The organism is Bradyrhizobium sp. RDM12 (assembly GCF_051917485.1).
In the GTDB taxonomy this organism is placed as follows: Bacteria; Pseudomonadota; Alphaproteobacteria; order Rhizobiales; family Xanthobacteraceae; genus Bradyrhizobium.
Map to the genome: position 1 here is coordinate 1,944,326 of NZ_CM133064.1, position 21,061 is coordinate 1,965,386.

Genomic DNA, 21,061 nt, shown 5'->3' on the forward strand with positions numbered 1-21,061 from the left:
CCTTACGCCACGCCAGCCCGGAGCAGATCGTGCAGATGCACGATGCCGACCACCTTGTCCGCCTCGGTCACCACCAGCGTTGTTATTTTTCGCGTGTTCAGGACCTCGATCATCTCGGTCGCGAGCATCGACGGCGGCACCGTCTTCGGCTGCCTGGTCATGATGTCGTCGACCGCCGCCGTCAGCAGGTCCGGTCGCATGTGACGGCGCAAATCGCCGTCTGTGATGATGCCGACAGCCTCGTTGGCAGCGTTGACGATACAGACGCACCCGAGCCCCTTGGCGGACATCTCCATCACCGCGTCCGACATCTTGGTGCCTTCAGGCTTGACCGGAATCTCCGCGCCGGTGCGCATGTAGTCGCGGACGAATTTCAGCATCGCGCCCAGCTTGCCGCCCGGATGGAAATGCGCGAATTCCAGCGCGGTGAAGCCGCGGCCTTCGAGCAGCGCAATCGCAATGGCATCGCCGATCGCGACCTGCATCATCGTCGAGGTGGTCGGCGCCAGATTGTGCGGACAGGCCTCGCGGGCCTTCGGCAGCTCGATCACGATGTCGGCGGCCTGGCCCAGCGATGATGCCGCGTTCGACGTCACCGCGATCATCGGGATCGCAAACCGCGCCGAATAGTTCACCAGCGTCTTCATCTCCGGCTGCTCGCCGGACCAGGACAGCGCCATGATGACGTCGTCGGTGGTGATCATGCCGAGATCGCCATGTGCAGCTTCAGCGGTGTGGACGAAGAAGGCCGGCGTGCCGGTCGAGGCCAGGGTCGCTGCGATCTTGCGCGCCATGTGGCCGGACTTGCCGAGGCCAGTGACGATGACGCGACCCTTGGCGTTGCGGATCAGGTCGACTGCCTTGGCGAACGCCTCGCCGAGCGGGCCGCGCAGGGCAGCCGCGAGCGCGTTGATGCCTCCGCTCTCGGTCTCCAGCGTGCGGAGCGCGGATTCGACGCTAGTCGGAGTGGGGCCGGATGATGGGGTCATCAGCGGTTTCGAGCTCGGCATGTTCTGGTCCAGGGGAGGAGGGGCGTCGGCCCGTTGCCGGCCTGCTTAGCACGGCCGGGCCGATGAGGCGACGCGGACCCTGAACCCATCAACGGGTCATTAACCATAATTGTTTTAACTCCATTAACGATGGTTCCCCCGCGCTCGCGGATGGCCATGGAAGAAGTAGCTGATTTCGTTGGAGTTATTCCATCGTGGGGTCGCCTCCAGGTAGGGGCCGGAGCAGTCGCGCGTACGCCTTTCGCGCCGCTTTGCCATGCCTGCTGCTGACCATACTGGAAACTGGCCCGGCGGCCGCCCAGAGCCTGACACCCGACCTGTTCAATCCCAACCGCGGCGGCTTCGTCGCGCTCGACACGCTGCCGATGCGCCGCACCGCTGGCGTCCCGCAGGCGCCGTCGGATGCGATCCCGGCGCCGCCCGATCCCAACGACGATCCGCGCAAGAGAAGCGAGACGCCTGCACCATCGCGTGTCGGCCAGATACCGACCTATGGCCTGCCCGCAGCGAACGGCGCGAGCAGCTCCGGCTACGACTCGCTCAATCGCAAGCGCCAGCAGCCAAAGCTCTATCCGGGCCAGCCGAAGCCGAAGAAGCCCGCAGGTCCGGGCTCACCGGTGCCGTCCACAACACCGCCGCTGTCTCCACTGGGTGCGCCGCGCATCGCGCCGCCGCCGTCGGAGACCGCGAACAAGACGCCGGTGCCGCCGGCGATGGCGGGCATCGTGCCCGGTCAGCCGCCGCGCCGTCGCCTCAAGATCGATGACGATGCGTTCGGCGCGGTCGGCGACTACGCCGGCAGCTTTCTGATCAAGGGCGGCCTTGAGCTCTCCACCGGTTACGACACCAATCCGGCGCGCCTGCAGAAGCCGGTCGGATCGCCGGCCTATGTCGTCGCGCCCGATCTTCTCGTCATGTCGGACTGGGAGCGCCACGCGCTGGTCGCTGACTTGCGCGGCTCGTTCTCCGGCTACACCAACAACATGCCGGCGACGATCGACGGATTCGCCTCGCCGTCGCCGGTCGAGATCGACCGTCCCGATTTCACGGGCCATGTCGACGGTCGTTTCGACGTCGACCGCGACCTCAAGCTGACCTCGCAGCTGCGCCTGCGCCTCGCCACCGACAATCCAGGCAGCCCGAACGTGCAGGCCGGCCTGCAGAAATATCCTGTTTACGCCAGCTATGGCGGCACCTTCGGCTTCGACCAGACGTTCAACCGCTTCCAGGTCGCCGCCGGTGCCACCATCGATCGCACCGCTTACACCGCCTCCAAGCTCACCGACGGTTCCACCTTCAGCAACGACGATCGCGACTTCAACCAATATGGCGGCGTCGGGCGCTTCTCCTACGAGCTGAAGCCGGGCTTGAGGCCGTTCGTCGAGATCGAAGGCGACAACCGCGTCCACGACCAACCCGCCGATCGCAACGGATACCTGCGCGATTCAACCGGCGGCTATGCCAAGGTCGGCTCGTCCTTTGAATTCTCGCGTATCCTCATCGGCGAGATCTCGGTCGGCTATTCCGCGCGCAATTATGTCGACCCGCGGCTGAGCCAGCTCTCGGGCTTCCTGACCTCGGGCTCCCTGATCTGGAACGCGAGCGGGCTGACGACGGTGAAATTCAACACCGACACGCAGATCGCGGAGACCACGATCCCCGGCTCCGCCGGCGTGCTGGTGCACACCTATGCCGCCGAGGTCGATCACGACTTCCGCCGCTGGCTCACCGCAATCGGCAAGTTCACCTACGGCACCTACGACTACCAGGACCAGAATCGTAACGACAAGACCTACTCGATCGAAGGCAATTTGATCTACAAGGTCAACCGCAATGTCTGGATCAAGGGCACGCTGCGCCACGATATCCTGGATTCGAACCAGCCGGGCTCAAGCTCGCAGGGGACGGTGGCGATGGTCGGGGTGAGGTTGCAGAATTGAGGGCGCTGACGTGTTGAGGCATTGCTCTCAACGCGCATTCCACTGTCGTGCGCCGGCTCGACCGGGGCATCCAGTACGCCGCGGCTTCTCCGTATCCTGGCAAGTCTCTGGAGTACTGGATCGCCCGCTCCAGTGCGCGATTGCGCACAAGGCGGGCGATGACACCGTTTGCTAATCTGGCTGCGGAGCGAGACTCACCGCGGCAGATCCGTCTTCCCCATCAGGAACGTGTCGATCGACCTTGCACACAGCCGGCCCTCGCGGATCGCCCACACCACCAGCGATTGGCCGCGGCGCATGTCGCCCGCGGAGAACACGTTCGGGCGCGAGGTCTGGTAGTCCAGCGTGTTGGCCTTGACGTTGCCGCGCGGGTCGAGGTCGACCGCGAGCTGCTTCAACAGGCCCTCGTGCACGGGATGGACAAAGCCCATCGCGAGCAGGATCAGCTCGGCATCGAGCTCGAATTCGGTGCCGGCAATCGACTTGAACTTGTCGTCGACGCGCACGCAGTGCAGCTTCTTGACCTTGCCGTTCTCGCCGGAAAATTTTTGGGTCAGCACCGCGAATTCGCGCACCGCGCCTTCGGCCTGGCTCGAGGACGTCCGCATCTTGAGCGGCCAGTTCGGCCAGGTCAGGCCCTTGTTCTCGCGCTCGGGCGGGGCGGCCATGATCTCGAGCTGGGTCACTGAGAGCGCCCCCTGGCGCAGCGAGGTGCCGATGCAGTCGGAGCCCGTGTCGCCACCGCCGATGACGACGACGTGCTTGCCGCCGGCCAAAATCTCGGTGACGCCGTTCAAGGGCTCGCTGGAGACGCGGCGATTTTGCTGCGGCAGGAAATCCATCGCATAGTGGATGCCGTCGAGCTCGCGGCCGGGGATCGGCAGGTCGCGCGGGGCTTCCGCGCCGCCGGTCAGCGCAACGGCGTCGTACTCGTTCAACATCTCGCGCGGATCGACATTGCCGTCGACGCCGACATGGCTGTTGTAGTGGAAGGTGACGCCTTCACCTTCCATCTGCTTGACGCGGCGGTCGATGACGCCCTTCTCCATCTTGAAGTCGGGAATGCCGTAGCGCAGCAGGCCGCCAGCCCTGGCGTACTTCTCGAACAGGTGCACGTCGTGGCCGGCGCGTGCGAGCTGTTGGGCGCAGGCCATGCCGGCCGGACCCGAACCGATCACGGCGACCTTCTTGCCGGTCTTCACCGCCGCGACTTCGGGCTGCAGCCAGCCATTGTCCCAGGCGCGGTCGACGATCGCGCATTCGATGGTCTTGATGGTGACAGGGTTGTCGTCGATGTTGAGCGTGCAGGAGGCTTCACATGGCGCCGGACAAATGCGGCCGGTGAACTCCGGGAAATTGTTGGTCGAGTGCAGATTGCGCGAGGCCTCTTCCCAGTTGCCCTGATAGACGAGGTCGTTCCAGTCGGGGATCTGGTTGTTGACCGGGCAGCCGGGCGTACCGGGCGCGACCGAGCCGGTGCCGTGGCAATAAGGAATGCCGCAGTTCATGCAGCGTGCGGCCTGGTCGCGCGTTTCCTTCTCGGTCAAGGGGACGACGAACTCGTTGAAATGCTTCACGCGCTCGGCGACCGGGGTGTACTTGCGGTCATGCCGTTCGATTTCGAGAAAACCCGTGATCTTGCCCATTAAACCCGAAGTCCCTGCCGCTTAGTCGTTTTGTTGTTCCCTCACCGTCATTGCGAGGAGCTCTTGCGACGAAGCAATCCAGTCTGCTTCCGAGGAGAAAGTCTGGACTGCTTCGCTACGCTCGCAATGACGGGCGCTGATATTCCTAGGCCCCGATCGCGATTTTCGGCTCGGCGTCCGCGTTGGCGGCCATTTCGCGCAGCGCGCGCCGGTACTCGACCGGCATCACCTTGCGGAATTTGGGCAGCCATTCCTTCCAGTTGGCAAGGATGTCGGCGGCGCGCTTGGAGCCGGTCGCTTTCGCATGGCGCGTGATCAGGACGTGCAGGCGCTCGACGTCGGAGTCGAGCAGGTCCTTGAACACGTCGACCCGGCCATGTGCCTCGAGGTCGCCGGAGTGATGATAGGTGCCCGCGTTGATCAGCTCTTCCGACAGCACCGGCTCGAGCTCGACCATCGCCATGTTGCACAGCTTGTCGAAGCCGCCGGTCTCGTCGAGCACATAGGCGATGCCGCCGGACATGCCCGCCGCGAAGTTACGCCCGGTCTTGCCGAGCACGACCACGATGCCGCCGGTCATGTATTCGCAGCAATGATCGCCTGCGCCTTCGACCACGGCGACCGCGCCCGAGTTGCGTACGGCAAAGCGTTCGCCGGCGACGCCACGGAAGTAGCACTCGCCCTGGATGGCGCCGTACATCACGGTGTTGCCGACGATGATGCTCTCTTCCGGCACGATGCTGCTGTTGGCCGGCGGCTTGACGATGATCTTGCCGCCCGAGAGGCCCTTGCCGACGTAGTCGTTGGCCTCACCCTCGAGCTCGAAGGTGACGCCGTTGGCAAGCCACGCACCGAACGCCTGGCCGGCAGTGCCCTTGAGACTGATGTGGATGGTGTCCTGCGGCAGGCCGGCATGGCCGTAGATCTTGGCGACCGCGCCCGAAAGCATCGCCCCCGCGGAGCGGTTGGTGCTGTTGATCGCAGCCTCGATCCTCACTGGCGCGCCGCGGTCGAGCGAGGGCTGTGCCTTCTCGATCAGCGTGCGGTCGAGCACCGCCTCCAGATGATGGTTCTGGCGCTCGGAGTGATAGATCTTCTGGCCCTTCTCTTCCTTCTGCTTGACGAAGAGCTTGGAGAAATCGAGGCCCTTGGCCTTCCAGTGCGCGACCAGCCTGGTCTGATCGAGCAGCTGAACCTGACCGACCATCTCGTTGAAGGTGCGGAAGCCGAGCGAGGCCATGATCTCGCGGACTTCCTCCGCGACGAAGAAGAAGTAGTTGATCACGTGCTCGGGCTGGCCGGTGAAGCGCTTGCGCAGGACGGGATCCTGCGTGGCGACGCCGACCGGGCAGGTGTTGAGATGGCACTTGCGCATCATGATGCAGCCGGCCGCAATCAGCGGCGCGGTGGCAAAGCCGAACTCGTCGGCCCCAAGCAGCGCCCCGATCACGACGTCACGGCCGGTGCGAAAGCCGCCGTCGACCTGGACCACGATGCGGCTGCGCAGCCGCTCGCGCACCAGCGTCTGGTGGGTCTCGGCGAGGCCGATTTCCCAGGGGCTGCCGGCATGCTTGATCGAGGTGAGCGGCGAAGCGCCGGTGCCGCCCTCGAAGCCTGCGATGGTGACATGGTCGGCGCGCGCCTTGGCGACGCCCGCGGCGACGGTGCCGACGCCGATCTCGGAGACGAGCTTGACCGAAACGTCGCCCGTCGGGTTGACGTTCTTAAGGTCGTATATCAGCTGCGCCAGATCCTCGATCGAGTAGATGTCGTGGTGCGGCGGCGGCGAGATCAGGCCGACGCCGGGCGTCGAATGACGAACCTTCGCGATGGTCGCGTCGACCTTGTGCCCGGGCAGCTGACCGCCTTCGCCGGGCTTGGCGCCCTGCGCCATCTTGATCTGCATCATGTCGGAGTTGACGAGATACTCCGTGGTGACACCGAAGCGGCCCGAGGCGACCTGCTTGATCGCCGAACGCATGCTGTCGCCGTTCGGTAGCGGCTTGAAACGGTCGGCTTCCTCGCCGCCTTCGCCGGTGTTTGACTTGCCGCCGATCCGGTTCATGGCGATCGCGAGCGTCGTGTGCGCCTCGCGCGAGATCGAGCCGAAGCTCATCGCGCCGGTGGCGAAACGCTTGACGATGTCCTTGGCCGGCTCGACCTGGTCGAGCGGCACGGGCTTCCGCTTCTCTTCCTCCGCGTTCTTGATCCGGAACAGGCCGCGCAGCGTCAAAAGGCGCTCCGACTGCTCGTTGAGGATCTTCGCGAAGGCGCGATAGCGCTCGAGCGAATTGCCGCGGGCGGCGTGCTGAAGCAGCCCGACCGATTCCGCGGTCCAGGCATGGTCCTCGCCGCGGCTGCGATAGGCGTATTCACCGCCGACATCGAGCGCTGTCTTGTAGACCAGCGCCTCGCCGAACGCGTCGGCATGGCGGCGCACGGCCTCTTCCGCGATCTCGGCCAAGCCCACGCCCTCGACACGGGTATGCGTGCCGGCGAAGAACTTTCCGACGAAGTCCGCCTTCAGGCCGACCGCGTCGAAGATCTGCGCGCCGCAATAGGACTGGTAGGTCGAGATGCCCATCTTGGACATCACCTTGAGCAGGCCCTTGCCGATCGACTTGATGTAGCGCTTGACGATCTCGTAGTCGTCGAGCGAGCCGGGCAGGCGGTCCTTCATCGCGATGATGGTTTCGAACGCCAGATAGGGATTGATCGCTTCCGCGCCGTAACCGGCCAGGCAGGCGAAGTGATGCACTTCGCGCGGCTCGCCGGATTCGACGACGAGGCCGACCGAGGTGCGCAGGCCGGTGCGGATCAAATGATGATGCACGGAGGCGCAGGCCAGCAGCGACGGGATCGGCACCCGGTCGGTGCCGACCATGCGGTCGGACAGGATGATGATGTTGACGCCTTCGCGCACAGCGGCTTCCGCGCGCGCGCAGAGCTCGTCGAGCACCTGATCCATGCCGGCCGCGCCGAGACCGGCGTGGAAGGTCGTGTCCAGCGTGCGCGACTTGAAGTGCGACTCGGCCACGTCCGAGATCGAGCGGATCTTTTCCAGGTCGGCATCGGTCAAGATCGGCTGACGCGCTTCGAGGCGCTTGGTGGTGGCAAGACCCTGCAGGTCGAACAGGTTCGGCCGCGGCCCGATGATCGAGACGAGGCTCATCACCAGCTCTTCGCGGATCGGATCGATCGGCGGGTTGGTGACCTGCGCAAAATTCTGCTTGAAGTAGGTGAACAGCGGCTTGGCCCGGTCCGACAGCGCCGAGATCGGCGTGTCGTTGCCCATCGAGCCGGCGGCTTCTTCACCGGTGGCCGCCATCGGCGTCATCAGGATCGCGATATCTTCCTGGCTGTAGCCGAACGCCTGCTGGCGATCGAGCAGCGACAGGTTCGAGCGCACGCCGGTGGTCGCAACCTTCGGCAGCTCTTCCAGCACGATCTGGGTCCGCTCCAGCCACTCCTTGTAGGGATGGCTCCGGGCGAGCTCGGCCTTGATCTCGTCGTCCGGGATCAGGCGACCCTGTTCGAGGTCGACCAGCAGCATCTTGCCGGGCTGCAAGCGCCACTTGGTGATGATCTGGTCCTCGGGGATCGTCAGCACGCCCATTTCGGACGCCATCACGATGCGGTCGTCCTTGGTCACGAGATAGCGCGCCGGCCGCAGACCGTTGCGGTCGAGCGTGGCGCCGATCTGGCGGCCGTCGGTGAAGGCGATCGCGGCGGGGCCGTCCCACGGCTCCATCAGGGCGGCGTGATATTCGTAGAAGGCGCGGCGCTTCTCATCCATCAAGGGATTGCCGGCCCAGGCCTCCGGAATCATCATCATGACGGCGTGCGGCAGCGAGTAGCCGCCTTGCACCAGGAATTCGAGCGCGTTGTCGAAGCAGGCGGTGTCCGACTGGCCTTCGTAGGAGATCGGCCAGAGCCGGTTGATGTCCTTGCCGTACAGCTCGGAACTCACCGAGGCCTGGCGCGCCGCCATCCAGTTGGTATTGCCGCGCAGAGTGTTGATCTCGCCGTTATGCGCGATCATGCGGTAGGGATGCGCCAGCGACCACGCCGGGAAGGTGTTGGTCGAGAAGCGCTGGTGAACGAGCGCGAGCGCGCTCTCGAAATCCTTCTCGTGCAAATCGGGATAGTACTTGCCGAGCTGGTCGGCGAGGAACATGCCCTTGTAGATCACGGTGCGGCAGGACATCGAACACGGGTAATAGCCTGCGAGCCCGCGGTCGCGGCGCTGATAGATCGCCTGCGAGATCGACTTGCGCAGGATGTAGAGCCGGCGCTCGAAATCGTCCTCGGTCTTGGCGGTGCCGTTGCGGCCGATGAACACCTGCATGCAGGCAGGCTCGGTCGGCTTCACGGTGACGCCGAGCGAGGAATTGTCGGTCGGCACGTCGCGCCAGCCGAGCAGGGTCAGGCCTTCCGCCTTGATCTGGTCGGCGATGATGCTCTTGATGACGTTGCGCCAGGCGGTGTCGCGCGGCATGAACAGCGCGCCGATGGCGTATTCGCCGGGCGCGGGCAGTGCGAAGCCGAGCTCCTTGGCCTTGCGGCTGAAGAAGGCGTGCGGGATCTGCACCAAGATGCCGGCGCCGTCACCGGCGCGCGGGTCGGCGCCGACGGCGCCGCGATGCTCGAGATTGCAGAGGATGTTGAGCGCGTCCGAGACGATCTCGTGGGACTTGTTGCCCTTGATGTTGGCGATGAAGCCGACGCCGCAGGAATCCTTCTCCAGGCTCGGATCGTAGAGACCTTCGGCCGGCGGGCGCGAATTGTGCTCCTGGATCGGATCGGTCGTTTTCGAGGCGACCGTCGCCGACAGCTCTTCTGCCACGATGTTTGCGCGCTCGAATTGCGACCCGTTCATGTCCTCGTCCTCTACATGCGGCAAGCTGCCTCACCGCCATCTTCGGCGCACCTTGGGCGTCCCGCGGCACCCGGTTTTGGGCCACCGCTCGTCCGCTGCGAGCCGCATTTTCTTAAATTCAGGCCAAGGCGTTCTTCGTCCCCGAGAACGGCTTTGCCTGTTGCCTTCATGGTGCTCGAAAGCACCAACTTTCGTTGCAATCCCTATGCCGGAACCGCAAGCAAAATTGAGACAGTCTTCCTGTCCTAACCATCACCTTGCCAAATTTTTCTTTATCACACAAGCGCGCGAAAGTCCCGATTCCCAAAGTGTCAATCGCCGCTTTCTGCATGGCGCGCGGCCCCGGTTTTGAAGCAAACGCGCCCTGATCCGGCCCTGCCGACGCCGAAATCCCGAATGAAGCTTCGGTTCGCCCCTTCGAAAGGCGCGTCACGCCGCAAGAAGCGAAAGAGCGCGACCATCCGGGGGCCTGACAGGAGCGTGTCGACCATGAAGTTTTTCACAGGATGTGTGGCCGCGGCCACGCTGGCGCTGACTGCAACCGCTGCTCAGGCTCAGGTTCCGGCGAGCGGCATTTCCGGCGGGGCCATGATCGCGGCATCGGATTTCGATGGACCCTACGGGCCGCCGGACGCCGTGCCACCACCGCCGCCGCGCTACGGCTATGCTATGAGGAACGCGGCGCGGCGCCGGCATTGCTGCCGGCCACCGAGGTCTACGCGGTGCTGCGCGAAAACGGCTTCTCGCCGCTCGGCATCCCGCGCCTGCGTGGCGCGGTCTATACCATCGCGGTGATCGACCATCGCGGCGACGACGGCCGGCTCGTGATTGACGCCCGCGACGGGCGGATTATCCGCTTCATGCCCGCCGCGGATGCCTACGGCATGGCGCCGGCCTATGAGGAGCCTTCGGTTGCACCTTACCGGCCGCAAAGTGCGCTGCCGTCGCCGACCATGGTCCGTGGCGGCCCGCCGCGCCCGCCGGCGCCGATCCCGCATGTCGCCCGCCGCACCGTCCCACTGCCGAAGGCGGTTCCGCAGCGGGTCGAGACACCGGTCGCGGCCACCAAGCCCGCCGAGCAGACGGCGCAGCCCACGCAGCAGACGGCCGCCGTGCAGGCAAAGCCGGCCGAGGCTGCCGCACCCACCGCTGGTCAGGCGAAGCCCCCAGCAACGATCTTGCCGACACAGCAGATGCCGGCGGCACAGGGGCTGGATTAGAGCGACGCGCGCTCGACGCGACAGCGCGGAGAGAGCTGAGCAAAACAAAAGGCGCCCGAAATGTTCAGGCGCCTTTTGCATTTCAGCGGTCGCAGCTCAGCTGCGCGGATACCCGGCCGCCTCCATGATCAAATTCGCAACGTCCTTCGGATGCGACACCAGCGAGAGGTGGCCGGCGTCGAGCTCGATCGTGGTTGCGTTCATGCGCTTGGCGAGGAAGCGTTCGAAATCGGGGTTGATGGTGCCGTCGTTCTTCGACACCGCGTACCAGCTCGGCTTCGAATGCCAGGCGGCTGCAGTGGTGCGGCCAGCGAAGATCGAGGCGGCTGTCGGCCATTGCACCGCGTAGAGCTCCTTCGCGCGCTCTGGCGCGACGCCGTTGGCGAAATAGTTCAGGAAGGCATCTTCCGAAAGCTTTGTGTAGCCGTCGCGCTCGACGATGCCGGCACGCGCGAGCCCCGCCGGAAACTGTTTTGACAACGCGACGAAATCCTCGTTGGCATCGGGGGCGCGCGCGGCGATGTAGACAAGGCCGGTGACCTTCGGATCGGTGCCGACCTGGCTGATCACGGTGCCACCCCAGGAATGCGCGACCAGTACGGTCGGGCCGTCCTGCTCAGCCAGCACGCGTTTGGTCGCCTCGACCGACTCGGCGAGCGATCCTAGCTGATTCTGTACGGCGGTGACGTTGAGGCCTGCGGCCTGAAGGATCGGGATCACCTCCGACCAGCTCGAGCCATCTGCCCAGGCGCCGTGCACCAGCACGACGTTCTTCGCCTTCACCGTCTGCGGGGTCTGTGCATGAGCAAGGCTGATGGGAGCCGCCAGCAGGCTCGCGGCGACGAAAAGGCTGCGCCAGAAAGTCATGATCGTTCTCCGTCTTGTTCTTGGGTTCCATATCCAAAGGACGGAGCGTGAGGTCGCGGCGTTACGCATCCTCACCACTCTGTGATGCTGCGCAAAAAAACACCCGGGGGCACCGGGGTGTTTTCGCAGGCTGGAAGCTTATCTGCTGCTTAGGCAGCGACCGAACTCTCGATCACCTGCGCCTTTGCTGCGCCGCTGTTGATCGCGATCTGGCGCGGCTTCTTGGCTTCGGGAATCTCGCGCACGAGGTCGACGTGGAGCAGGCCGTTCTCGAGCGAGGCGTCCTTCACCTGCACGAAGTCGGCAAGCTGGAAGGCGCGCTCGAAGGCTCGGGCGGCGATACCGCGATAGAGCACTTCGGACTTCGAGTTCTCGTTAGCGACTTTCTCGCCTTTGATCGTCAGCGTGTTTTCCTTCGCGACGATGGAGAGCTCATCCTTGGCGAAGCCGGAGACCGCAACGGTGATGCGGTAGGCGTTCTCGCCGGTGCGCTCGATGTTGTAAGGGGGATAACCGGGGCTGCCGTCCGAGCTCGTCTGGTCGAGCAGGTTAAAGAGGCGGTCGAAGCCGACGGTGGAACGATAGAACGGGGTGAGATCGTAGGTACGCATGGTCAAGTCCTCCATCGAGCGACTATTCGGGTAACCCGCCCGCCAATCGGGCCGGGCTTTAGTCTGTGTGCAGCCTGATGTTCCGGTTCCGAAACACTGGTAGCGGCCTGCACTGAGGTGATATGGGTGAGTCCAGACAGCGTTCAAGAGGGCGGCAATCGCGCCTTTTCGGCGCTCCCGCCCCCCTGATTTGCAGCACTTGGCGCCCACGCACTCCCAATCATGACGCTGGTCTCGATTCCGTCCAACCCCGTTCCCGAAGACGTCGTCAGCGGGATCATCAAGACGCCCGACGGTGTCGAGCTGCGGTTCGCGCGCTGGGCGCCGCCGGCGAACCGCAAGGGCACCGTCTGCGTCTTCACCGGACGCAGCGAGCAGATCGAGAAATATTTCGAGACTGTGCGCGATCTGCGCGACCGCGGCTTCGCGGTGGCGACGTTCGACTGGCGCGGGCAGGGACATTCCTCGCGCCGGCTGCGCGATCCGCGCAAGGGCTACGTGCGCAACTTCGCCGACTACGAAATCGATGTCGAGACCTTCGTGCAGCAGGTGGTGCTGCCGGATTGTCCGCCGCCGTTCTTCGCTCTGGCCCATTCCATGGGCGGCGCGGTGCTGCTGCGCCTGGCGCACGCGCAAAAGCGCTGGTTCGACCGCATGGTGCTGTCGGCGCCGATGATCGACCTGCCCGGCCGCGCCACCTCGTTTCCGGTGCGGGCGTTGTTGAAGACGATGCGGATGCTGGGGCGGGGCGGGGCTTACGTTCCCGGCGGCAGCGACCACCTCACCGGGTTGTCGCCCTTCATCAACAATCCCTTGACCAGTGATCCCGTGCGCTACGCGCGCAACGCCGCGATCCTGGAGGAGGACCCCACGCTCGGCCTGGCATCACCGACCGTCGCCTGGGCCGATGCCGCGTTTCGTGCGATGAACATCTTCAAGGGCATGAACTACCCGTCCGAGATCCGCCAGCCGATCCTGACGCTGGCGGCCTCCAACGACGCCGTGGTTTCGACCGCGGCGATCGAGGAATTTGCCTACCACTTGCGCGCCGGCTCTCATCTCGTGATCGCCGGCTCGAAGCACGAGATCCTGCAGGAGCAGGACCGCTATCGCTCCCAGTTCTGGGCCGCGTTTGATGCATTCGTGCCGGGCACGCCGCTGTTCGGGTGAGAACGCATCCGCGAAGGCGGTGCGCTCCCTCGCCCCGTTCTTACGGGGAGCGGGTTGGGGTAAGGGGCTGCTTCAACAAGGATGGTGAGAGTTGGATTCGCGGAGCGTCCTCATTCTCCGTCATTGCGAGGAGCTCCTGCGGCGAAGCAATCCAGAGTCCGTCTGCTGAGATTCTGGATTGCTTCGCTGCGCTCGCAATGACGGGTGTGGGCAGATTTCGACTTCTCCTCGCATCCGTCTTCGCTGAAGCTTCGGCGGATCAGACCAGGTCGAGGTGAAGAGCAACTCACAGCGTCTTCAGATACTCGATCAGATCGTAGCGCTCTTGCTCTTTCAGCACGCGGCCGATGGTGCCGTCCTTGCCCGGGCCCGGCGTGCCATCGAACGAGTGGCCGGCATTGCTGTTGCCGAACATCTCGGTGCCATCAGACGCTCGCGTCGAGAAGCGCGACTGCCCGGTCTTGCAGCTCTCGCCATCGGCGACGGCGAAGCCGACCTGCTTCGGATCGTAGTCGCGACCACCACCCATGCAGAACGATTTGGGGCGATCGGCCGCGGGGCTCAGCATCCAGTAAAGCGAAGGCACCGATCCGTTGTGCAGGTAAGGCGCGGTAGCCCAGACGCCGTTGAGCGGCCGGGCGCGATACCATGGCCCCGGCTCCTGCTTGTCGGGCGGCTGCGGACCGGGATTCGGGCAGTTCTGGCGCGCACCCCACCAGTTCTGCTGAACCTTCGGATCGATCTTCGCATCGTCCATCGCTTTGCGGCCGACGATGTCGACAAGCACCATCAAGCCGAGCGAGTAAGGCATGTCGGTCGACGAGATATCCGGCAGATTGCAGCTCCACCAGGCATTGAGCTTCTGCGTGGGATCGAGCTTGAGAAAGCCCGGGACCTGAACCATCCGCGTCTCCAGCACGCTGGCCTGAGCGGGATCGGTCCCCATGCCTTTGACGCTCTTCTGCACCTCGTTCAGGAGTTTGTCCTTGCCGATGGTCTCCCAGCGCGACGAAGACCAGATGCTCTGGTCCGGAAATTCGGTGTCGAACACGGGATCGTTGACCGGTCCGAGATGGCATTCGACGCAGATCTGCGCGTAGAGTTGTCGGCCGCGTTTGACGCGTTCGCCATCGATCTTCCAGGCATCATCGCCGAAGATGTCCGATGGCCATTTCGGCGATGTCAGTCCGGAGAGCTGCTTTTTCGGATAGGGCGCCGACCCCTTCAGCAGATCCTCGATCCAGTTCAGATTCTTGATGTCCATCGACGAGCGGAACAGCGTGTCCTTGGGGGCATTGTCGGACAAATTGAGCAGCGCGGTCACGCCCAGCGCTTCGCCGGCGTTGCGGATCAGCGGTTGTTCGATCGAAGCGTCATATTGCGCGAATTTGAGCCAGGGCACGGTCCAGATCGGCGGGAAGCTGACCGGCGCGTCCTTGGCATGCAGATTCTTCTCGAAGCCGCTGAGGCCGCTGAGCGTCATGTCCTGGGCGAAGACCTGATTGCCGATGCGGTTGAGCGCGTCGAGACGGCCGTATCCTTCCTCCGTATCCTGCTGCTGCTCCTGCCGCTTCGTCTTCTCGTCGAATCTCGTCTTGCCGTCGATGGTTTTCTTGTAGGTCTTCTCCCAGTCGACCAGGAATGTTTCGATCGCACGCAGCTTCTGCTTCAGCGCATCGCGATCCGCATCACTGGCGGAGGGGCCGAGCACGCGGTCGGCGAATCGCGTGAAGCGACCGGGCACGATGAGCGTGTAGGCGATGGACAGTGCGGTCGTGACCTCGAGCTTCCTCAGGTCGGTCATGGCCGGGCCGCCGTCGAAGCGGATGTCGATGCCTTTGTAGCGGATCTGGCCGGTGTGGCAGGCGGCGCAGGTCAGGCCGATCCGGTCCTCGCCGACCTGGCCGGTCGCAGGATCGGGCACGCCGGTCATACGCGCAAAGCCGACCGGCAGGCCGTCGACGTTTTCGACCTGGGTGCCCCAGTCAACCGGCGGATCCCAAAGCCGCGCAGGCACCGGCTTTGTCTTGTCGTAGACGTTGGCATAGCCGAACCGGCGCAGCGTGGCGTCATCGGTGTTGATGGTCTGCGGGCTTGGGATAAAGCCGAAGCGCTGCAGATGGTCGCTATCGTGCAGCATCCCCGGCTTCGCGAAGAAATGAAGCCGCGGCTGCTCGAGCGCCATGAACCAGCGATAGGGCACCGGGAAGGTCGCCGTGCCCTGGCTGGCGTGATGAAACCAGTGCCGGTCCTCCAGCGCCCAGTTTTGCTCGAGCCAGTACGCGGCCCGGGGTTCGACGTGCTCCGGCAATGGCGGCGCCACCAGGTCCCCGAAGATGCCGGGCAGCATCGGCTGGAATTGATCGGGAAAGCGCAGCGCCACGATGCCAAAGACGAGGAGCGCAGCGACCAATCCGCCGGCAAGGCGCAATATAAGCGAGGGCGGGGTGACCGGCTGACTGACGACCCGCTGGGTGATCCTGTCAGGGAATTTGCGCTCGTTGAACAATGTCCTCACCTCGGCCACGCTGAGATAGCGGTCGTCACCCTGACCCTTGCCCATGATCTTGAGCAGGACCGGCCATTCGAACTTCATCAGGATCGGGTAGTACCAGCGCGATTGATTGCCGGCGCGCTTGAGATTGTCGTCCATGAAGGTCTGGATTTGCGACGCGTTGAGGCCGGTCTCCGTGCCGCCATCGGGATCGGCATAGGTGCCGCCGAAACCGGCGAGCCGCGCGAACTCGGCCTCGTTGATGCGCCCGCCAACGCCGAGGATGCGCGAGCCGGCACCGAGCTTGTCGAGCGGGCCGCCGCGCAGCCTGTTGAGCTGCGCGCCCCAGCAGATGCTCTGCAGGATATGACAGGCACCATTGGCGATCAGCGCGACGCCACGGGTCTGGATGCGGGCCAGTGTCTTTTTCGCTCCAGTCTCGCCACTCGCATTTGCGATGGTCAGCGATAGCGTCCGGAGCGGCACCGTCCCGCCGTCGACAAAACCCTCGCCGACGAGGCCGCGCAGGAACGGGCAGGGATTGTTCGGCGAGACCTGGATCGATGGATCGATGGGGGGCTTCGAGACGGAGTCGTTCATGGCTCAAAATCCTGAAAACAGCGAATCGCGAAATGAAATACAGACGCGCCGATCAAGCGCGGGAAGTCCTAACAAACCGGCCGCAATCTATACTACTTCAGGGTGTGGAGAAGTGTGGTTGAATTCATTGTCGTGTCAACAAAGTCAGAGATGAGATTGCAACGCGCGCGCAGCTTCGCCCTCAGGATTCGGCGGCGCGCCTGACGTCGCTCTGGACCAGGGTGAGCTTGCTGGCCGGGACGCCGGCCTTCAGGAGCCCCTCGCGATAATGCGCGATGTCCTCGGGCCGCTTCCAGTGAAAATTCCGCAAATGGCGGTCGACATTCAGGGTCGGGTAGTTGCCCATCAGCACGCCGGTCGCCTCGATCGCCTCGCCGGTCCGTCCCAGTTGCGCCATCGCCGCGGCGCGAATCGCGAGCGCCTGCATGTGGTTCGGGTTGACGTAGAGCTGCTCGCGGGCCCACGACAGGGCTGCGTCATACTGGCCGACGAGATAGTGGCTGAAGGCGTTCAGCGCCGCCCATTGATAACGCGGGTCGCTGCTGTCGCGCTGGGCGGCCATCGAGAACAGCTCGATCGCCTGGCGGTGCTCGCCGATGACGAAGTGGCAGATGCCGAGCACGCCGCGCGCGCCCATGTCGTAGGGGTTGAGCGCGACCGCGCGCTTGGCAGCGTCCATCGCCGCCTCGTCATGGCCTTCCATCGCGTGCGCCCAGGACAGGATCGAGAACGCAAAGGAGGACCGCGGGTCGAGCCGGACGCTGGTTTCGGCAAGCCGCATCGCCTCGGCCCACATCTCGCGCGTGCCCTTGACCCAGCCGAACTGGATGCTCTGGATCTGGATCGTGGCGAGATAGGCGTGCGCGATCGACAGTTTTGGATCGAGCGCAATCGCCTCCCGGAACAGGTCGACGGCCGTGGTCAGATCTTCCTTGGTCTGCCGGTAGTAATGCGACAGGCCCTTCAGGAAGCGGTCCCAGGCCGTCACGTCGGAAGCCGGGCGTGCAGGCGCGGAGGCCTCGGCGCGGACGATCTCGGTGGCGATGGCCGCCGACAGATTGGTCGTGATCTCGTCCTGCATCGCGAAGAGGTCGCCGATGTCGCGGTCGTAACGACCGGTCCAGAGCTGCTCGCCGGTCTCCGGTGCGATCAGTTCGGCGGTGACGCGGATCTTGGCGCCGGCGCGCCGCACCGACCCCTGGATCAGGTAGGTGGCGTCGATCTCGCGCGCGATCACGCGGGTGCTGACATTCCTGCCCTTGAAGGCGAAGGTCGAGTTGCGGCTCAGCACGCGGTAGAACGATTGCAGCGACAACGCGTGGATCAGGTCCTCGGTCAGACCGTCCGAGAAATATTCGTCCTGGGCATCACTGAGATTGGCGAAGGGCAGCACGCCGACGATGGCAGTGCGGGATTGCTGCGAGAGCGCCGATCCTTCCTTCAGCTCCGGCGCAAGTGCGGTCGCGCCGTCGGGCGTCCAGGTCCAGACCCCGACGGGATCCTTGATGTTCTTGAAGCGGTGGTTGCCGCCGTCGACCAGCGGCACGGTGAGATGCTTGCTCGCCTCGCGGTACGCCTTGGCCGAGATCGCGAACCCGCCGGGGCTCGCCACCGATTCCAGGCGGACGGCGATGTTGACGTCGTCACCGAACACCTCGTCCTCGTCCGCGATGACGTCACCCATATGGATGCCGAGCCTGAACTGCATGGTGCGGTCGGCCGGCAGATGGTGATTGCGTTCCGCCATCAGCAGCTGCATCGCGATCGCGGCTTCGGCGGCGCCGACGATGGAGGGGAATTCCAGCAGGAAGCCGTCGCCGGTGTTTTTGACGACGCGGCCGCCATGATTGAGGATGATCGGATGGATCGCGCTGCGATGGGCCTTGAAGGCGGCGTGGGTGCCGGCCTCGTCAGTGCCCATCATCCGCGAATAGCCGGCGACATCGGCGCAGACGATGGCGGCCAGACGTCTTTCCATATCCTCGGAGCTCCAAGGGAGAGGGCACAGCCACCGCGTGGCGGTCGCCTCGAATCCCGCATTTTCAAAACCCTGCCTTTATAGAGCAGATGGGGCCGAGCGAAAGTATGATCCGCATTGCAAATTCGATGCAAATCCGACGCAATCCGGGCGGTGGACGAGCGGGAGCCAACCGATTAAGGCCAATCCCCTGAGACTGCCCGGCCGGGCGGCGGAGGCTCTCATATGCTGGGCATTCACGAAATCTGGCTCTTCGTCCTGTCGGGCGTGCTGCTCAACGTCACGCCGGGGCCGGATTCGGTCTATGTGATCGGTCGCAGCCTGCAGATGGGCTGGCGCGGCGGGGCGGCGGCGGCCTTCGGCATCAGCTGCGGCTGCTTTTTCCATGTCGCGGGCGCTGCGATCGGCCTTTCGGCGCTTTTGATGGCCTCATCCACCGCGTTCTCGATCCTGAAGCTGGTCGGCGCGGCCTATCTCGTTCTGACCGGCCTTCGGATGCTGCGGTCGCGTCCGGCGCTGCTAGCGGTCAAGGACGAGGCCGAGCGGAGCTCGCTGCGGCGGGTTTTCCTCCAGGGCGTCTTCACCAACGCGCTCAATCCCAAGGTCGCGCTGTTCTTCCTGGCCTTCCTGCCTCAATTCGTCGCAGCCGATTCTGCGCACAAGCCGGTCGCCTTCCTGACGCTCGGCCTGATCTTCATCTGCACGGGGACGCTGTGGTGCCTGGTGCTGGCGGCGTGCGCGGCCAAGGCAGCCCGCCGGCTGCGGCAGTCCGAGGGCGTGATCGCCTGGGTCAACCGGACCCTGGGCGGCCTTTTCATTTATCTCGGCATCCGCGTCGCCATGCTGGAGACGCGCTAGCTCATCCGAACGGATCAGTGGATCTCACGTCAGGCGAATTCCTTCAGCAGCGCGCTGCCGGCCAAATAGACGCCGAGCAAAATCATCGCGACCAGGAACCAGCGGCGGAATGCGTCCGCCGGCATCCGCGCCCGCACCGACTGGCCGATGTACATGCCGGCAAATGCCATGGCCATGGCGACGGCGCCCGGTACGGCATTGGCCGAAGTCAGCAGGCCGCCGGCGGTCAGGTTGAAGGCGAGTGCCAGCGTTGCGGTGGTGAAGAACACGCCGAGCGCTTGCACCAGTTCGTCCTTCTCCATGCCGATCGCCTGCATGAACGGCATCGAGGGGATCACCTGCACGCCGGTTGAGGCCGAGATCACCCCGGTGATCACGCCGACCACGCCGCCGACCCATTTCTCGTTCTGAGGTGCGACGTGGAATTTGAACTTGCTAAGGCCGATAATGGCGTAGATCACCAGCAGGATGCCGAGCACCGCGGTGCCATAGCGGGCGTAGGGTCCGGTCAGCGCGCCGGCATTGAGCCAGCATCCGATCACGGTGCCGATCATCAGCGGCCACAACCGCCTCAGGATGTCGCGCAGATGCGGGCCGACAAAAGTCTGCCAGATGTTGGTGACGATGGCGGGCACGATCACGATCGCGATCGCGCGGCTGGGCGCCATGTTCACCGCGAGCAGGCCCATGGACACCGTCGGCAGGCCGAGCCCGACGACGCCCTTGACGAATCCGGCGACCAGGAAGACGGCGGCGATGAGAATGAGAAGAGGGTCAATCATGACCCGCACATTGACCTAAGCGGCGCGCGGGCACAATCTGGAGGTTACGGAGATAGCCTTTGTCTATCACGAAGGCTAAGCTTGGGAAGAAGCACAATGCGTTTCGACCTCGTCGATCTCCAGCTCTTCATTGCGGTCGCCGACCAGCGCAGCATCACCCGCGGTGCGGAGCGCTCGCATCTGGCGCTGGCCTCCGCCAGCGCGCGGATCAAGGGACTCGAGGATGCGCTTGGCGTCGCCTTGCTCAAGCGCGGGCGCCGCGGCGTCGAACTGACCGCGGCCGGCGAGAGCCTGCTCGACCATGCACGGCTCGTGATCCACCAGATCGACGCCATGCGCGGCGACCTCGCGGGCTTTGCCAGCGGGGTGCGCGCCAGCGTGCACTTCCTTGCCAACACGTCGGGCTTGTCGGAGCATCTGCCGAAGGCGCTGGCCGGCTTCCTGCGCGAGCATCGCGACATCGCCATCGACATCGAGGAGCGCGAAAGCACCGACATCGCGGCGGCGATCACCGCCGGCGCCGCGGATCTCGGTTTCGCCGCCGAGCATGCGCTGCCCGACCATATCGAACGTTTCGTGTTCAGCGAGGATCGCCTGACGCTGGTGACGTCGAAGCGCGGCCCGTTCGCCGGCCGCCGCCAGATCGATTTCCAGGAGGCCAACGTTTGCGAGTTCGTCGGCCTGACCAGCGCCACCGCGCTCCAGATGCATATTTCAAAGCATGCCGCCCGGCTCGGCATGCGCCCGCATTTCCGTGCGCGGCTGCGCGACTTCGACGCGATCTGCCAGCTGGTCTCAGCCGATGTCGGCGTCGCACTGGTGCCGGAAGCCGCCGCCCGCCGCTGCGCCAAGCTGATGCCGCTCGCCATGGTGCGCCTGCGCGATGCCTGGGCCAACCGCAAGCTCGTGATCTGCGCGCGGAGTTTCAAGACGCTGCCGCGGCCGGCGAAGATGCTGGTGGAGCATTTGAAGGCGGCTGCGGTGTGAGTGTGAATGCGACGTCGTT

12 protein-coding genes and 1 pseudogene are annotated in these 21,061 nt (G+C 64.7%); 5 read left to right on the top strand and 8 right to left on the bottom strand.

The genetic code is table 11. From position 1 onward, the window contains the following. Positions 1-2: 2 nt before the first annotated feature. Positions 3-1,010: a KpsF/GutQ family sugar-phosphate isomerase gene (locus ACTGJ9_RS09275; protein ID WP_456676805.1), complete on the bottom strand. Its 1,008-nt coding sequence runs from the start codon at positions 1,008-1,010 to the stop codon at positions 3-5. A gap of 194 nt (positions 1,011-1,204) precedes the next feature. Between ACTGJ9_RS09275 and ACTGJ9_RS09280 the strand changes: the two genes are divergently transcribed. Beyond that, positions 1,205-2,950, top strand: coding sequence for an outer membrane beta-barrel protein (locus ACTGJ9_RS09280; protein WP_456676806.1), 1,746 nt, complete (start codon positions 1,205-1,207; stop codon positions 2,948-2,950). A gap of 194 nt (positions 2,951-3,144) precedes the next feature. On the opposite strand, the gene ACTGJ9_RS09285 is transcribed toward ACTGJ9_RS09280, so the two are convergent. Continuing rightward, positions 3,145-4,596, bottom strand: coding sequence for a glutamate synthase subunit beta (locus ACTGJ9_RS09285; RefSeq protein ID WP_456676807.1), 1,452 nt, complete (start codon positions 4,594-4,596; stop codon positions 3,145-3,147). Between the two features lie 145 nt (positions 4,597-4,741). Continuing rightward, entirely contained in the window at positions 4,742-9,475 is a 4,734-nt protein-coding gene (gltB, locus tag ACTGJ9_RS09290) for a glutamate synthase large subunit (RefSeq protein WP_456676808.1), read from the bottom strand. Positions 9,476-9,964: 489 nt separating this feature from the next. On the opposite strand from gltB, the pseudogene ACTGJ9_RS09295 reads away from it, so the two are divergent. Continuing rightward, positions 9,965-10,695, top strand: a pseudogene (locus ACTGJ9_RS09295) (hypothetical protein). A gap of 96 nt (positions 10,696-10,791) precedes the next feature. Here the strand turns inward: ACTGJ9_RS09295 and ACTGJ9_RS09300 are convergent. Next, positions 10,792-11,562: an alpha/beta fold hydrolase gene (locus ACTGJ9_RS09300; RefSeq protein ID WP_456676809.1), complete on the bottom strand. Its 771-nt coding sequence runs from the start codon at positions 11,560-11,562 to the stop codon at positions 10,792-10,794. 149 nt (positions 11,563-11,711) lie between these two features. After that, positions 11,712-12,173: an Hsp20 family protein gene (locus ACTGJ9_RS09305; RefSeq protein ID WP_456676810.1), complete on the bottom strand. Its 462-nt coding sequence runs from the start codon at positions 12,171-12,173 to the stop codon at positions 11,712-11,714. 222 nt (positions 12,174-12,395) lie between these two features. On the opposite strand from ACTGJ9_RS09305, the gene ACTGJ9_RS09310 reads away from it, so the two are divergent. Continuing rightward, positions 12,396-13,343: an alpha/beta fold hydrolase gene (locus ACTGJ9_RS09310; RefSeq protein ID WP_456676811.1), complete on the top strand. Its 948-nt coding sequence runs from the start codon at positions 12,396-12,398 to the stop codon at positions 13,341-13,343. A gap of 286 nt (positions 13,344-13,629) precedes the next feature. Here ACTGJ9_RS09310 and ACTGJ9_RS09315 read toward each other — a convergent pair whose 3' ends face one another. Together ACTGJ9_RS09315 and ACTGJ9_RS09320 are read right to left on the bottom strand one after the other, a co-directional pair. Beyond that, complete coding sequence (locus tag ACTGJ9_RS09315; protein WP_456676812.1) at positions 13,630-16,437, bottom strand: di-heme-cytochrome C peroxidase; 2,808 nt, start codon at positions 16,435-16,437, stop codon at positions 13,630-13,632. Between the two features lie 181 nt (positions 16,438-16,618). Beyond that, positions 16,619-18,415 (bottom strand): adenylate/guanylate cyclase domain-containing protein, encoded by a 1,797-nt coding sequence (locus ACTGJ9_RS09320; protein ID WP_456676813.1) that lies wholly within the window; start codon positions 18,413-18,415, stop codon positions 16,619-16,621. Between the two features lie 225 nt (positions 18,416-18,640). Between ACTGJ9_RS09320 and ACTGJ9_RS09325 the strand changes: the two genes are divergently transcribed. Continuing rightward, positions 18,641-19,273, top strand: coding sequence for a LysE family translocator (locus ACTGJ9_RS09325; protein ID WP_456676814.1), 633 nt, complete (start codon positions 18,641-18,643; stop codon positions 19,271-19,273). 29 nt (positions 19,274-19,302) lie between these two features. Here ACTGJ9_RS09325 and ACTGJ9_RS09330 read toward each other — a convergent pair whose 3' ends face one another. After that, positions 19,303-20,055: a sulfite exporter TauE/SafE family protein gene (locus tag ACTGJ9_RS09330; protein ID WP_456676815.1), complete on the bottom strand. Its 753-nt coding sequence runs from the start codon at positions 20,053-20,055 to the stop codon at positions 19,303-19,305. 96 nt (positions 20,056-20,151) lie between these two features. Here ACTGJ9_RS09330 and ACTGJ9_RS09335 point away from each other — a divergent pair, with 96 nt between their 5' ends. After that, positions 20,152-21,042, top strand: a complete 891-nt coding sequence (locus tag ACTGJ9_RS09335) for a LysR substrate-binding domain-containing protein (RefSeq protein ID WP_456676816.1) — start codon at positions 20,152-20,154, stop codon at positions 21,040-21,042. Positions 21,043-21,061: the final 19 nt, after the last annotated feature.